Below are 13,279 nucleotides of genomic sequence, written 5' to 3'. Positions count from 1 at the left end.
TTAATTGAATTTTAATCAGTTTTGTAATTTATGTTTAATTCTTTTTCATTGTGAATTATAATAATTAAAAATATTTATTGAATTATTTAAAATGATTTATATTTTTAATTTTTGTTTCTTTTTTTGATTAACCTGCAAAACCATTTTTAATGGCAAAAACAGCCAGTCCAACCCGGGTTTTCAGATCTAATTTGTCACATAACTGGTCGCGGTAGCTTTCTACTGTTCTCGGACTGCAGCACATTCTGTCTGCAATTTCCTTATAGCTCAGCTCGGTAACCGTGTATTTCAGGAATTCTCTTTCCCGGTCCGAAATTCTTACGGTACTTTCTGTTTCCTTATCTTTATTCAGATTGGAAAATATAATCTTTGAAGCCCATTCCGGATAGAAAAAGCCGTCAGAATTTAATTTCGTTAATGCGGTTTCCAGATCTTTAGGATGTGTGTTTTTTAGTAAATATCCTTTTGCGCCGTTTTTAATCATTTTGATAACACTGTTGTCATCACCCTGCATGCTCAGTGCCATTACTTTGATCTCCGGATGGTTTTGAGTAAGCCAGGCAGCAGTTTCGAAGCCGTCCATAATCGGCATGCTGATATCCAGAAGGATGATGTCCGGAATTTTACCGTTGTCTTCAAACTTTTGGATCAGGTCTTTGCCATTCTCGCAAACGTAGATTACTTCAAATTCATTAAAATTATCAATAATCCCTTCCAGTGCTTTGGCGATTAGTATATGATCGTCAACAATTACTATTGTTTTTTTCATGGCTGTTTTTTTAAAATAATATTGAGTGTAGTTCCGGTATTTTTCTGACTTTCAAGACTGAAATCTGCCCCTATGATTGCGGCTCTGTTTTTCATATTGGTAAGACCAATGCCATTGGATGTTATCTCTGTGCTGTCAAATCCAATACCGTCATCTCTGAGATTAAGCTCCCAAAGAATCTCCTCGGAAGTATTCAGCTTAATAAAAATATTTTTACAGTTTGCATGTTTAATGCTGTTCTGAATAAATTCCTGTATGATTCTGAGAAGTACATTTTTGTGAACAAATCCAAGATCAAGCTGCTTAAAGTTATGTTCAAAACTCACATGGCATCTTTTGAAAGTATTGGTATTGTCTACCTCTTCCTGGATTAAAGTTACGATTTCCTTCTGGTTTATATTGTCATCTGTCAGTGTTTTAGAAAGGCTTCTGAGGTCCTGCAGGGACTGGTTGATGATCTGTGAAATCTGGTCGATTCTTTCGCTTACTTCAGGAACCCTGTTTTCGTAAAGAAGCTGCTGAGTATAAAGGCTTACCAGTGTCAGTTTCTGACCGATATTATCATGAAGCTCACGTCCTATCTGCTGCATGGTTGCCTGCTGTATTTCAAGCTGCGTAGCCAAAATCTCCCGTTTATGGATTTCGTTTTTTATTTCAATTTCATTCATATATTCTCTTTTGCGCTGCTTGTATTTTCTGATGTATACCATTACGGCAGCTACAAACAACACAAAGAAGATGTTGAATAGAATGATCGTTATTAAGAGCTCCGTTTTCCCCATATGAATGAAATTGAAAATAAAAGGTACATTGTAATTCCGGATATCAGAAAATAATTAAAATACATATCCCACAATTCTTTATACTTGGCCAGAAGACTGAAAAAAGTCCAGAACGGCAGAGTTCCAATATAGAACAGTGTAACTCCAAGATTGATATAAAACATTTTGTTCTTACTGAAATTTAAAATTTCAGAAGAGTTGATTTGTTTATAGTATTCCATGATTACCAATATCATTAGCATGAGACATCCGAATGTATAGTTGAAAGAGAAAATTATTTTTTTTGAAGTAAAGAATATCTCACTTGGTAAAAATGAAAGTAAATAGAGTAGTGATAGGGTATAAAAAAGCTTTGGTCTTTCCAATGATTTGGCGGCGTAGAGCCAGTAAAAAAAAAGAAACTCAATAGGAATTACGAAGTAATTAAAGAACTTCGGCTTGCTGTACTCTATAAACATATGTCCCCATTTACCTATTACTTCACACAAAAACATAAGAATAAGATAAAAAGAGAAATATTTCCAATATCTGTCTGTATTACCACGATTATAGTAAATAATGGATATTACGGCGGCAAGTCCTTCTACCCAGATTAGAGACCCCTGGAGTATATTCTGAAAATCAGTCATGTTTATTGTGGGATATAAAAAAATAGTGAATTAAGGGAACTGTTCAACTTTTGTATTCTGCGGTGGAGATAGTGTTCCATGGTTTTCTGCAAGAGTTTCAGGATCACCCGACTTTCCATTTTTTGAGGCCATAGCCAAGATTGATCCTGAATTTGGCGGACAGAAATCATAGTGAAGCATTTCTCCGGTTTCATCTGCTTTTTTCAAGGTCGGGATCATGACTAAAGTATGCCTTTCTGCATATTCTTTTTCTACAGGATGGCTTTCCATAATGGCCCAGTCTTTAGCTTTTGGATAGGCGGCGTAATAGAACCTGATGCCTAAATCCTCTTCAGAAACATCGGGATTTGCTTTTGCTGCTTCATTTTCTACACATGCTATAAACTTTTTCAGTTTAGGAAGGTCAAACCATATGGCATGAGAGTCAGTAATCCCCAATTCTTTATTGACAGCCTGCATCTGATTGTTTCTGTAGTTGCCTATTAACTGCCGAACAAGCTCTGAAGGAATGGTGTTTGCACCTGAAACAGTCTCGCTTGCTCCGGCCTCCGAAGTAGTTTTTGTTTTCATAACGTTAGTTTTATAAAAGAATGTTAGTTAGTAGTGCAAATCTCGTAAAAATTTCGAGGTAAACGGATGTGTTTTTTCCTGTTTATTTTCCGTGTTTTTACGGATTGTGTATAAGCTGTAAATAATAAAGCCCCCAAATCAGTTGGAGGCTTTATATTTATAATGATTGTGTTCTATAATATTCTCAGTCCGGCTCTTGGTCCGTTAGCTGAAACAGAGGCCTGCATTCTGTCGTTCTGATTTTTTGTAAACATAAATAAAGTCGTTTCATCAGAATAGTCCATATAATTCATGAACATTACAGATCGGGATACCCCGCCGCATGTTTCCATTTTAGGATAAGAAGGAACTCCTCTGTGAAGAGTGATCTGTTGTGGCGTGTCATCTGCAAAGTCATTTCCGCAATTGGCATCACCCCATATGTGTCTCAGGTTCAGGTAATGGCCAACTTCGTGTACCGTTACTCTTCCTTTATTGTGAGTGGCAATCGGACCGCCTTCACCTACATATTCATCCATCATTACTACCCCGTCATTCCAAAGTCCTGCAGATTCAGGGAAAGTGGCATATCCTAATACATATCCGGATTGGTAAGGCATGTAATCTACTACCCAGATATTTAAATATTTTGCAGGATCAGTAGCGTCAACCCCTCCGGTTGTTAATTTTTTCATTTTATCATCAGGAGCCCATCTGGATTTGGTGGTAGACTTTCTGTTGATCTGTGCCAGTCTGAATTTGATTTTTGTATCTCCGGCGTTCAGTGTCTGAAATTCTGCCGGAATATTGGAAACATTAGCGTGTGTTGATGCGAAAGCTTTGTTCAGTACTTCAATCTGTGAATTAATTCTTGCATCGGATATATTATTGCCTGCATTCGTGTAAAGTACATTAAAGATTACAGGAATTTCAACACTTCCGTCGGCGAGAACCTTACCCATCTTTTTTTGTTCAATAAACTCAGCCGTACTGTTTTCAATCTTAAACATACGCTGGGCTGCGTCAGGGTTTTCTGAAAGAAATTTTTGTCTCACAACATCAGAACCGCAAATCGCCCCTTTAGCTGCCATTGTTGGTTGGTCAGTGTTTGCGTTTGCGTTTTCAGTGTTGAGATTTTCTGTTTCATTGGCACATGAAACAAAAAGAGTAATCAATACTCCTAATACTGTTTTTTTCATAAAATTATCTTTTGTAGTTCAAATGTGCTACAAATGTATAAAAAATATGCATTCAGTGATTATTATTTATCATTTTAACACTTTTTACTGTTTATTTGATATTTTTATACTTGTTTATATTATTCGTTGATTTTTTTATTTACGTGAAATATTTTAATCATTTCATTAATATGGTAAATTGATAGACTATATCTTTCAGATTACTCGAAAAATAATAAGTATGATAAAAGCAAAAAAAAGCCGGAAATTTAACTCCGGCTTATAACTAAAATCTACATGCAGGGATACCTTTTGGGGTCTCTGCAGATATATCCTGTTGAACAACAAAGCCCTACATGGCAGTTCATATCGATGTCGCACTCTGTGATTGAAGCCGATAAGCCACCACTGATCCTCTTTAAATCATTTCTTTTTAACTTTTTCATACGATAATTTTAAAGATTAGTCAATAAGACTGGGTCTGCATTCAGCCTGTCCGCAATTGATGTTGATCTGTGAACATCTTTCTGTAGCGCACGTTCCACTGGTGGAACCGTCAGGGTAAGTTAATATATTGCAGCTGCAGTCAATTTTTCCCCCTAGAATAGTTTTTAATGAATCTCTTTTTAGCTTTTTCATAGTGATTTTGTTTTAGTTAGTAATTTATTTTGAATTATAAATATACTGATATTTCACATAGCTTTGATAAAAAGCAATAAAAAAATAAGTGATACAGATTGGGCTGCACCACTTACTTACAAAAATAATATATATGAAAAAAACTACTTTACAGATCTGCCGGCCTGAACACCAGGCCCGTTTCTTCAAAATAATCTAAAGTGATTCTGTCACCGTCATTTACTTTTCCGGCAAGAATCTCTCTTGATAATTTGTTTAATACTTCCTGCTGGATCACCCTTTTCAGAGGTCTGGCTCCGAAAGAAGGATCATATCCTTTATTCATCAGATAATCCAAGGCATCCTGAGTAGCGGTCATGATGATATTTCGCTTGGCAAGCATATCATTATAGCCTCTCAGCTGATACTGAACAATTTTTCCGATTTCTTTTTTATTTAAAGGCTGGAACAGCACCACTTCATCTATTCGATTCAGGAATTCCGGACGTAAGGTTTGTTTCAGAAGATCAAAAACTTCATCCTTTGTCTTGTCTACGATCTCGTCCTGATTCTCCTCAGTGATATTTTCAAAATTCTCCTGAATCAAATGCGAACCTAAATTGGAGGTCATAATAATGATGGAATTCTTAAAATTCACCACACGTCCTTTATTATCCGTCAGACGTCCGTCATCCAATACCTGAAGCAGCGTGTTGAAAACATCAGGATGTGCTTTTTCAATTTCATCCAGAAGAACCACAGAATACGGTCTTCTTCTGACTGCTTCCGTCAGCTGTCCGCCTTCATCATAACCCACATATCCTGGAGGAGCTCCTACCAGTCTGGAAACACTGTGTCTTTCCTGGTATTCACTCATATCGATTCGCGTCATATTATTCTCATCATCAAATAAATATTCTGCAAGGGCTTTGGCCAGCTCAGTTTTACCGACACCGGTTGTTCCTAAGAATAAGAAAGATCCGATTGGCTTTTTATCATCACTTAATCCGGCTCTGTTTCTTCTGATGGCATCTGCCACTGCCCCGATAGCCTCATCCTGTCCTACCACACGATGGTGAAGTTCAGTTTCAAGACTCAGGAGCTTTTCTCTTTCAGACTGAAGCAGTTTGGTAACAGGGATTCCTGTCCATTTTGCAATCACTTCAGAAATGTTTTCAGAAGTAACTTCCTCCTTAATGAGTTCATTCTGATGGTTTTGCATCTCTAATTCGAGTTTCTGCAAAGCATCTTCCTTTTCCTTTATTTTCCCGTACTGGATTTCTGCTACTTTTGCATAATCTCCGGCTCTTGAAGCTTTTTCTGCTTCCAGTTTCAGGGATTCAATATCTTTTTTAATCTGCGTTAAATCCTCAGATTTTTGTTTTTCTTTCAGCCACTTGGCATTGATCTCATTCCTTTCCTCGGAAATTTTTGAAATATCTTCTTTCAAATGGTCTATTTTTGTCTGGTTGCCTTCTCTCGAAATAGCAGCAAGTTCAATTTCCAGCTGCATTAGTTTTCTGTCTAAAACATCCAGTTCTTCAGGTTTAGAGTTAATTTCCATTCTCAGTTTAGCCGAAGCTTCGTCGATAAGGTCAATTGCTTTATCCGGTAAAAAGCGGTCTGAAATGTACCTCTGAGACATTTCCACCGCAGCAATAATTGCTTCATCCTTGATTCTTACTTTGTGGTGGGCTTCATATTTATCTTTAATCCCACGAAGGATAGAAATTGCAGATTCCGTATCCGGTTCTTCTACCATTACTTTCTGGAAACGTCTTTCCAATGCCTTATCTTTCTCAAAATACTTTTGGTATTCATTCAGAGTGGTGGCACCGATTGCTCTTAATTCTCCTCTTGCCAAAGCAGGTTTCAGGATATTGGCTGCATCCATTGCGCCTTCACCGCCTCCTGCACCTACCAGAGTGTGGATTTCGTCGATGAAAAGAATGATCTGCCCTTCAGACTTGATCACTTCATTCACAACAGATTTCAAACGCTCTTCAAACTCACCTTTATATTTAGCTCCGGCAATTAGTGCACCCATATCTAAAGAGTACAGTGTTTTGTCCATCAGGTTTTCAGGAATATCTCCCGAAATAATACGGTGGGCAATACCTTCAGCAATGGCTGTTTTACCTACACCCGGCTCCCCGATGAGGATTGGGTTGTTTTTTGTTCTTCTGGAAAGGATCTGTAATACTCTTCTGATCTCTTCATCACGACCGATTACAGGGTCCAGTTTTCCTTCCGCTGCTAATTCGTTAAAGTTTTTAGCATATTTATTTAAGGATTGATAAGTCTCTTCTGAACTGGCAGAAGTAGCCTTGCTTCCTTTTCTTAATTCTTTAATGGCACCTTCCAGAAGGCTTTTGGTGACTCCCATATCCTTAAGCATCTTGGATACTTCAGAGCTGGTTTCCAGTAATGATAACCATAGATGTTCGATGGTTACATATTCGTCACCCATTTTTTTAGCAATATTCGGGGCATCCAGCAATACTTTGTTGGCTGATTGCGAAAGATAAATATTTCCTCCCTGAACTTTTGGAAGCTTCTCAATATTCTCACGGTTGCGCTCTCTTACCAAAGCAGCATCTGCTTCAGATTTTTTTAGCAGGAAAGGTGAAATGTTTTCATCTACCTGAAAAATACCTTCAAGTATATGTTGTGGCTCAATACTCTGATTGCCAAATTCCATAGCAGTCTGCTGTGCTGCCTGGATGGCTTCTTGTGATTTTACAGTATATTGGTTTAAGTTCATATTTTTTATGTTTTTGGTAATAATTTGCTGTTGGTTCAGTTTTAAAAAGACACCAAGAAACCAAATTTTCAGGCCCGGTTTCTTAATGCCATCAAGTTATTTAATCATTTAATCGATGAATTTATCTCAAAAATCGTTCAATTATTAAATTTACAAAAAATATGGACAAAATTTCCGAATTATCTATTTTTAACGTTAAATTAACTTGACAAAATTTCCGATTCCATCATGTCGTCTTTGAAATAATGGAAAAACCGTCAGATTAAGGAAAAACTTAAAATTAAAAGAAAGAGAATTTTAATGTTTAACGGCTTCTTTATATCAACTTAACCGGAATTCCCCTCCGCTGGAGGTGGCAAATCGAAGATTTGACGGGGTGGTCAAACAAAACTCCCGCTTCTGTATTTAAATTCATAGCTTTAAATTAACATATTAACCTCAGAATAATTACTTTTGCATTTTACCAGATGGAGCTTAAAGAAAAACAAAGGAAAATTTTAGACGTAGCAGTAGAGCTTTTCAAAGAGAAAGGCTATATGGGTAGCTCAGTTAGAGATCTTGCCACAAGGCTTAATATCAAAGCGGCGTCGCTTTATGCTCATATCCGTTCAAAGGAGGAAATTTTGGAATGGATCTGCTTTGGGATAGCGCAGGAATTTTTTGATGAGCTTCAGGAAGTAAAAAATACCGAGATTGCTCCAAAAGACAAACTCAATTTATTTCTGGATAAACACCTGTCTGTCGTTTTGCAAAACCGTGATGTTACCCATATCTATTCCAATGAATGGAGACATCTTGAAGAAAGACTTCCGGAATTTATAGAATTACGGAAGAATTATCAGAATGAAGTGGAACAATTGATCACTGAAATTTACAAAGCAGAAAACTGGGAACTGAAATCACCGACTTTTACAACAAGATTTATTCTTCATACCCTCAATAATTCCTATTTCTGGTTCAAAAGAAATACGGAATCTACTTCTGAAATTACCGATGAAATAAGAGCTAAGCTTTTGTATGGGCTATTAGGAAATCAGAAATAATAATTTTTATAGCAAAAAACAAAAGCGTGAAAGTATCTCTTGATATTTCCCTGATTATTCTTCACTTCTTAAAAACTCTTAATGTTTCAATAGAGAATCCTTCTCAATGTAACCCTAAATATTTGTACTGTTTACGGATGAAATAGCTCATCCCATTATTATTCGTTTATTTAAAATCATTCAAAAAATGACAAAAATCATAAAAATTTGGTCAGCATGGAAATTCTTTTTAAATTTACACCTAACAAATGTTAGTTAGTAGGATATGGATTTTTCAGTTGAATATGTAAAGCTCGACCAGTTGAGACAGCTTCAGTCTGACCGGTTGACAGATTTGGTCGGCTACCTTGGAGAGAGATCAGAATTTTATAGAGGGAAATTTAATGAATCAGGAATATCTCCACAGGATATAAGGACCATTGAAGATATCACGAAACTTCCTATCACTTACAAACAGGACCTGAGAGACCATTATCCGTTCGGGCTTTTTACCGTTCCGAAAGAAGAACTCCAGAGAATTCACTGTTCGAGCGGAACTACCGGAAAACCTACAGTAGTAGGATACACCAAAGAAGATGTTGATCTTTTCAGTGAAGTAGTAGCGAGATCATTATATGCAGCAGGTGCAAGACCGGGAATGCAGTTGCACAATGCTTACGGGTACGGAATTTTTACCGGCGGACTGGGATTACATTACGGAGCAGAAAAATTAGGAATGAGTGTTCTTCCGATTTCGGGAGGAATGACTGCCAGACAGGTTGATCTGATTGTTGATTTTAAACCGGAAGTAATTTGTTGTTCACCATCCTATGCATTGACTATTGCTGATGAATTTACTAAAAGAGGAATTACTCCAGATCAGATCAGTTTGAAGTATGCCGTATTAGGCTCTGAGCCATGGACGGAAATTATCAGAAGCCATATTGAAGAAAGATTGGGACTTCATGCAACTAATATTTACGGATTAAGCGAGATCATCGGCCCGGGAGTATCCATGGAAGATTTTGAAGAAAAAGGTGGATCTTATATCTGGGAAGATCATTTTTATCCTGAAATTTTAGATCCGGTGACAAAACAGCCGGTTCTGTTCGGAGAAGAAGGAGTCTTGGTGATTACCACGTTAACTAAAAAAGCCATGCCGCTTTTACGCTATTGGACCAATGATATCACCAGCCTTTATTATGATGAAAACGCCAAAAGAACCATGGTGAAAATGAGACCTATCAAAGGAAGAGCAGATGATATGCTCATCGTAAGAGGAGTTAATGTATATCCAAGCCAGATTGAAGAAGCATTTTCACACGTAAAGGGAGTGGTCCCTAATTATTATCTTACACCAGTTGAAAAGGAACAGATGTGTGTAGCACTGGATATTGATGTAGAAATTGATGATGAACTGGTGAAACTTCAAAAAATAGATGCTGATACCGATGATTATTTTAATTTTGTCGGCAGCTTTGGAAAAAACATAGAAAACGAAATAAAAAAGAGGGTAGGGATTACCACAAAAGTAAAAATTCATGCTCAGGACAGCCTGCCAAAGTGTGAAGGTGGAAAAATTAATAGAATACTTAAAAAATAATGAATTCATTTTATAAACTTAAAACGGTAAAGGTTCAGAAAGATACTCCTGATGCGGTAAACGTAGCAGTAGAAGTTCCCGAGGAGCTGAAGGATAAATTCAGGTTCAAGCAGGGGCAGTATCTTAATTTCCGTATGATGATCAACGGGAATGAAGAAAGACGTTCTTATTCTATCTGCAACGCTCCAAGTGAAAAAAGCAATACGCTGGAAGTTCTGGTAAAGCTTTTGGAAGGCGGAAAGGTTTCAGGATATTTCAATGAACATCTTCATATGGATGAGCTGCTGGAAGTAATGCCTCCTATGGGTGGTTTCAATACTTCTTATCACCCTACCAATGTGAAAACCTATGTAGGTTTGGCGGCGGGAAGCGGGATCAGCCCTGTTTTATCAAATCTTAAGGAAAGCCTTTATCAGGAACCGAACAGCTGCGCTTATCTTTTCTACAGCAACAGAAGCATGAACCATGTGATGAAGAGAGCTGAGATTGATAAATTGGTGGAGCACTTCAACGGAAGGCTGAAAGTAATTTATCTCGTAAGCCGCGAAAAGCATGAAGATCCGGTATTTGAAGGAAGAATTTCTGCTGAAAAATTAGAGCAGTTATTTGAAAGATATGCAGAGATTGATGTAAAAGAAGCTACTTATTTTATTTGCGGACCCGCCGAAATGATCAAAGGGATTGCAGATTATTTGAAGAAAGATAAAAAAGTACCGGCTATTCAGGTTTTATTCGAATATTTCACGGCTCCTGACGAAGAAAATTCGGAGGAAATGAGTGACGAATTCAAGGCTATTGCCAATTTGGAAAGTATGGTGACGGTGATCATTGACGATGATGAATATTCGTTCCACCTTAATTCTAAAAAAGAGAGTATCTTAGATAAAGCATTAAAAGACAATCTTCCCGTACCTTTTGCATGCAAAGGGGGAGTTTGTTGTACGTGTAAGGCGCAGGTTTTGGAAGGAGAAGTTTTCATGGAGAAAAATTTCGCGCTTACCGAAGATGAAGTAGCCAGAGGCTATGTTCTGACGTGTCAATGTCACCCGACAACCAATGTGGTGATGCTTAATTATGATGTCTAAAAATAATGTAACAATGTGATAATTTACCAGTGTACATCATTGGTACATTGTTAAACTGATACATTGCTAAATTGAAAATTATGGATTTAGAAAAATTTGTTCAATACGTTCACGAAGAAAACAAAGTGGAGCCAAAAGATGTAATGCCCGATGATTACAGAAAACTGTTGGTTCGTCAGATTTCACAGCATGCACATTCTGAGATTGTCGGAATGCTGCCGGAAGCCAACTGGATCTCTAGAGCACCCTCACTGAGAAGAAAAATGGCTCTTTTAGCTAAAGTTCAGGATGAGGCAGGTCACGGCCTGTACCTGTATTCTGCAACAGAGACTTTAGGAAACGGAACCATCAGGGCGGACAGAGATGCCACTTATGAAGATATGTTGGAAGGTAAAGCGAAATACTCAAGTATTTTTAATTACCCGACGCTGAGCTGGGCAGATATCGGTGCTATCGGCTGGCTGGTAGATGGTGCCGCGATTATGAATCAGGTGATGCTGATGGGGAACTCTTACGGTCCTTATTCAAGAGCGATGGTGAAAATCTGTAAAGAAGAATCTTTCCACCAAAGACAGGGCTACGAAATTCTGATGGCACTTTGCCGCGGAACAAAACAGCAGAAAGAAATGGCTCAGGCTTCACTAAACCGTTTCTGGTGGCCTGCTTTAATGATGTTTGGACCAAATGACGACAGTTCACCGAACTCTAAAATCTCCATGAACTACAGGGTGAAAAGAGAAAGTAACGACAGCCTTCGTCAGAGATTTATCGACGTTACCGTTTCTCAGGCTGAATTTTTGGGATTAACCGTTCCGGATAAAGATCTGAAGTGGAATGAAGAAAGACAGCACTACGATTTCGGAGAGCTTCCATGGGATGAATTCATGGAAATCCTAAAAGGAAATGGACCTTGTAATAAGAAACGTATCGAAACCAAGAGAAAAGCTCAAAGAGAAAATTCCTGGGTAAAAGAAGCGGCAATAGCTTTTGCAGAAAAACAACAAAAAGAAGTAATATAATAATGTAACAATATACCAATGTAAAAATGTAACAATCAATTCATTATTCTGAGCCAAGCGAAGAACATTTAATTGGTAAACTGTTACACTGATACATTGTTAAATTTAGAATTTGACTATGGCAAATTTAGATATGTGGGAAGTGTTTATTCAGACTAAACCGGGATTATCTCACAAACACGCAGGAATAGTACAGGCGCCAACTGCAGAAATGGCTTTACAGAACGCGAGAGACGTTTACACCAGAAGAAAAGAAGGGACTTCCGTTTGGGTAGTTCCAAGTAAATATATTGTGACTTCAGAAGGAGTAGACAAAGAAGCTTTCTTTGATCCGGCAGATGACAAACTATACCGTCACCCAACGTTCTACGATATTCCTAATGATGTAAAAAATATGTAAAAAGAGAAATTAGAAGTTAGATTCTAGAATTTAGTCTAATTTCTAACCTCTAATTTCTAAATTCTATAAAACAATGAATTCATTATATAATTATTTATTAAAGTTTGCTGATGACAGCTTCATCATGGGACAGAGACTGTCTGCATGGTGCGGTGAAGGGCCTTATTTGGAGGAAGATATCGCATTGACAAACATCGCACTGGACGAATTGGGTCAGGCCAATAACTTTTATGTGTATGCATCAAGGGTGGCTGATAACGGCAAAAGCGAAGATGATTTGGCCTTTTTAAGATACGAGCACGAATATGTAAACGCACATTGGGTTGAACTTCCCAATGAAGATTATGCACAGACGATTCTTAAAGTATATGTTTTCTCTGTCTATCAGAAATTAATGTATGAAGCATTATCAAACTCTGCCGATGAGGAGCTTTCCGCGCTGGCTCAGAAATCTTTAAAAGAAGTGAGATATCATTACACTCATGCTTCTTCCTGGATGAAGATTTTTGCTCAGGGAACAGAAGAAAGCCGTGAACGTTTGCTAAAAGCCATCGAAAATATTTGGGAATACACAAAAGGTTTATTTGCAAAAGTGGAAGGAGAGGATGATTTAATTGCTTTAAACATTGCTCCGGATGGAGATGAACTGTACAAAGAATTTTTAGCCATCACAGAAAAAGATTTTGCAGAATATGGATTGGAATATCCGGTAAATCCATTTATGCAGCCTAAATCAAGAACAGGATACCATACTGAATATTTTGGATTTATCCTTTGCGAGCTTCAGTATATGCAGAGAGCGTATCCGGGATGTACGTGGTAAATATCTGAATATAACAATGTAGCATTGTCAATATAACA

General features: G+C 37.5%; 13 protein-coding genes. 6 read left to right on the top strand and 7 right to left on the bottom strand.

Going from position 1 to position 13,279, the window contains the following annotated elements; all coding sequences use genetic code 11:
• Positions 1-127: 127 nt before the first annotated feature.
• The 7 genes from J4Q03_RS17050 to clpB form a co-directional block, all read right to left on the bottom strand.
• Positions 128-769, bottom strand: a complete 642-nt coding sequence (locus J4Q03_RS17050; RefSeq protein ID WP_426049321.1) for a response regulator — start codon at positions 767-769, stop codon at positions 128-130.
• Entirely contained in the window at positions 766-1,551 is a 786-nt protein-coding gene (locus J4Q03_RS17045; protein WP_426049320.1) for a sensor histidine kinase, read from the bottom strand. The genes J4Q03_RS17050 and J4Q03_RS17045 overlap by 4 nt, the downstream gene beginning before the upstream one ends.
• Positions 1,530-2,180, bottom strand: a complete 651-nt coding sequence (locus J4Q03_RS17040) for a hypothetical protein (RefSeq protein WP_426049319.1) — start codon at positions 2,178-2,180, stop codon at positions 1,530-1,532. Before J4Q03_RS17040 ends, J4Q03_RS17045 begins: the two co-directional genes overlap by 22 nt.
• A gap of 30 nt (positions 2,181-2,210) precedes the next feature.
• Positions 2,211-2,750, bottom strand: coding sequence for a hypothetical protein (locus tag J4Q03_RS17035; RefSeq protein WP_426049318.1), 540 nt, complete (start codon positions 2,748-2,750; stop codon positions 2,211-2,213).
• A 173-nt stretch (positions 2,751-2,923) separates the two neighbouring features.
• Positions 2,924-3,928, bottom strand: coding sequence for a zinc metalloprotease (locus J4Q03_RS17030; protein WP_426049317.1), 1,005 nt, complete (start codon positions 3,926-3,928; stop codon positions 2,924-2,926).
• 441 nt (positions 3,929-4,369) lie between these two features.
• Complete coding sequence (locus J4Q03_RS17025; protein WP_426049316.1) at positions 4,370-4,546, bottom strand: hypothetical protein; 177 nt, start codon at positions 4,544-4,546, stop codon at positions 4,370-4,372.
• A gap of 148 nt (positions 4,547-4,694) precedes the next feature.
• Positions 4,695-7,289 (bottom strand): ATP-dependent chaperone ClpB, encoded by a 2,595-nt coding sequence (clpB, locus tag J4Q03_RS17020; RefSeq protein ID WP_426049315.1) that lies wholly within the window; start codon positions 7,287-7,289, stop codon positions 4,695-4,697.
• A 467-nt stretch (positions 7,290-7,756) separates the two neighbouring features.
• Between clpB and J4Q03_RS17015 the strand changes: the two genes are divergently transcribed.
• The 6 genes from J4Q03_RS17015 (at position 7,757) to paaC (ending at position 13,241) form a co-directional block, all read left to right on the top strand.
• The gene (locus tag J4Q03_RS17015; protein WP_426049314.1) at positions 7,757-8,332 is read left to right on the top strand and encodes a TetR/AcrR family transcriptional regulator; all 576 of its coding nucleotides are present in this window, start codon (positions 7,757-7,759) and stop codon (positions 8,330-8,332) included.
• A gap of 265 nt (positions 8,333-8,597) precedes the next feature.
• The gene (locus J4Q03_RS17010) at positions 8,598-9,914 is read left to right on the top strand and encodes a phenylacetate--CoA ligase family protein (protein WP_426049313.1); all 1,317 of its coding nucleotides are present in this window, start codon (positions 8,598-8,600) and stop codon (positions 9,912-9,914) included.
• Positions 9,914-10,999 (top strand): 2Fe-2S iron-sulfur cluster-binding protein, encoded by a 1,086-nt coding sequence (locus J4Q03_RS17005; protein ID WP_426049312.1) that lies wholly within the window; start codon positions 9,914-9,916, stop codon positions 10,997-10,999. Before J4Q03_RS17010 ends, J4Q03_RS17005 begins: the two co-directional genes overlap by 1 nt.
• Positions 11,000-11,079: 80 nt before the next feature.
• Positions 11,080-12,018: a 1,2-phenylacetyl-CoA epoxidase subunit PaaA gene (gene paaA, locus J4Q03_RS17000; protein ID WP_306840333.1), complete on the top strand. Its 939-nt coding sequence runs from the start codon at positions 11,080-11,082 to the stop codon at positions 12,016-12,018.
• A 118-nt stretch (positions 12,019-12,136) separates the two neighbouring features.
• Positions 12,137-12,418 carry a 1,2-phenylacetyl-CoA epoxidase subunit PaaB gene (paaB, locus tag J4Q03_RS16995; RefSeq protein WP_034725794.1) on the top strand — a complete coding sequence of 94 codons (282 nt, stop codon included), beginning with the start codon at positions 12,137-12,139 and terminating at the stop codon, positions 12,416-12,418.
• A 73-nt stretch (positions 12,419-12,491) separates the two neighbouring features.
• A complete protein-coding gene (gene paaC / locus J4Q03_RS16990; RefSeq protein WP_426049311.1) occupies positions 12,492-13,241 on the top strand; it encodes a 1,2-phenylacetyl-CoA epoxidase subunit PaaC in 750 nt (249 codons plus the stop codon).
• The last annotated feature ends 38 nt before the right edge of the window (positions 13,242-13,279 follow it).

It is taken from the genome of Chryseobacterium sp. NFX27, assembly GCF_049887855.1.
GTDB lineage: Bacteria > Bacteroidota > Bacteroidia > Flavobacteriales > Weeksellaceae > Chryseobacterium.
Note: the sequence above shows the minus strand (reverse complement) of the source record. Positions and strands in the feature narration are given on the sequence as shown.

What these genes read in the sequence shown, in the direction of transcription:
- J4Q03_RS17050 (WP_426049321.1), bottom strand. Translation starts at nt 769, where the DNA reads ATGAAAAAAACAATAGTAATTGTTGACGATCATATACTAATCGCCAAA.
- J4Q03_RS17045 (WP_426049320.1), bottom strand. Translation starts at nt 1,551, where the DNA reads ATGGGGAAAACGGAGCTCTTAATAACGATCATTCTATTCAACATCTTC.
- J4Q03_RS17040 (WP_426049319.1), bottom strand. Translation starts at nt 2,180, where the DNA reads ATGACTGATTTTCAGAATATACTCCAGGGGTCTCTAATCTGGGTAGAA.
- J4Q03_RS17035 (WP_426049318.1), bottom strand. Translation starts at nt 2,750, where the DNA reads ATGAAAACAAAAACTACTTCGGAGGCCGGAGCAAGCGAGACTGTTTCA.
- J4Q03_RS17030 (WP_426049317.1), bottom strand. Translation starts at nt 3,928, where the DNA reads ATGAAAAAAACAGTATTAGGAGTATTGATTACTCTTTTTGTTTCATGT.
- J4Q03_RS17025 (WP_426049316.1), bottom strand. Translation starts at nt 4,546, where the DNA reads ATGAAAAAGCTAAAAAGAGATTCATTAAAAACTATTCTAGGGGGAAAA.
- clpB (WP_426049315.1), bottom strand. Translation starts at nt 7,289, where the DNA reads ATGAACTTAAACCAATATACTGTAAAATCACAAGAAGCCATCCAGGCA.
- J4Q03_RS17015 (WP_426049314.1), top strand. Translation starts at nt 7,757, where the DNA reads ATGGAGCTTAAAGAAAAACAAAGGAAAATTTTAGACGTAGCAGTAGAG.
- J4Q03_RS17010 (WP_426049313.1), top strand. Translation starts at nt 8,598, where the DNA reads ATGGATTTTTCAGTTGAATATGTAAAGCTCGACCAGTTGAGACAGCTT.
- J4Q03_RS17005 (WP_426049312.1), top strand. Translation starts at nt 9,914, where the DNA reads ATGAATTCATTTTATAAACTTAAAACGGTAAAGGTTCAGAAAGATACT.
- paaA (WP_306840333.1), top strand. Translation starts at nt 11,080, where the DNA reads ATGGATTTAGAAAAATTTGTTCAATACGTTCACGAAGAAAACAAAGTG.
- paaB (WP_034725794.1), top strand. Translation starts at nt 12,137, where the DNA reads ATGGCAAATTTAGATATGTGGGAAGTGTTTATTCAGACTAAACCGGGA.
- paaC (WP_426049311.1), top strand. Translation starts at nt 12,492, where the DNA reads ATGAATTCATTATATAATTATTTATTAAAGTTTGCTGATGACAGCTTC.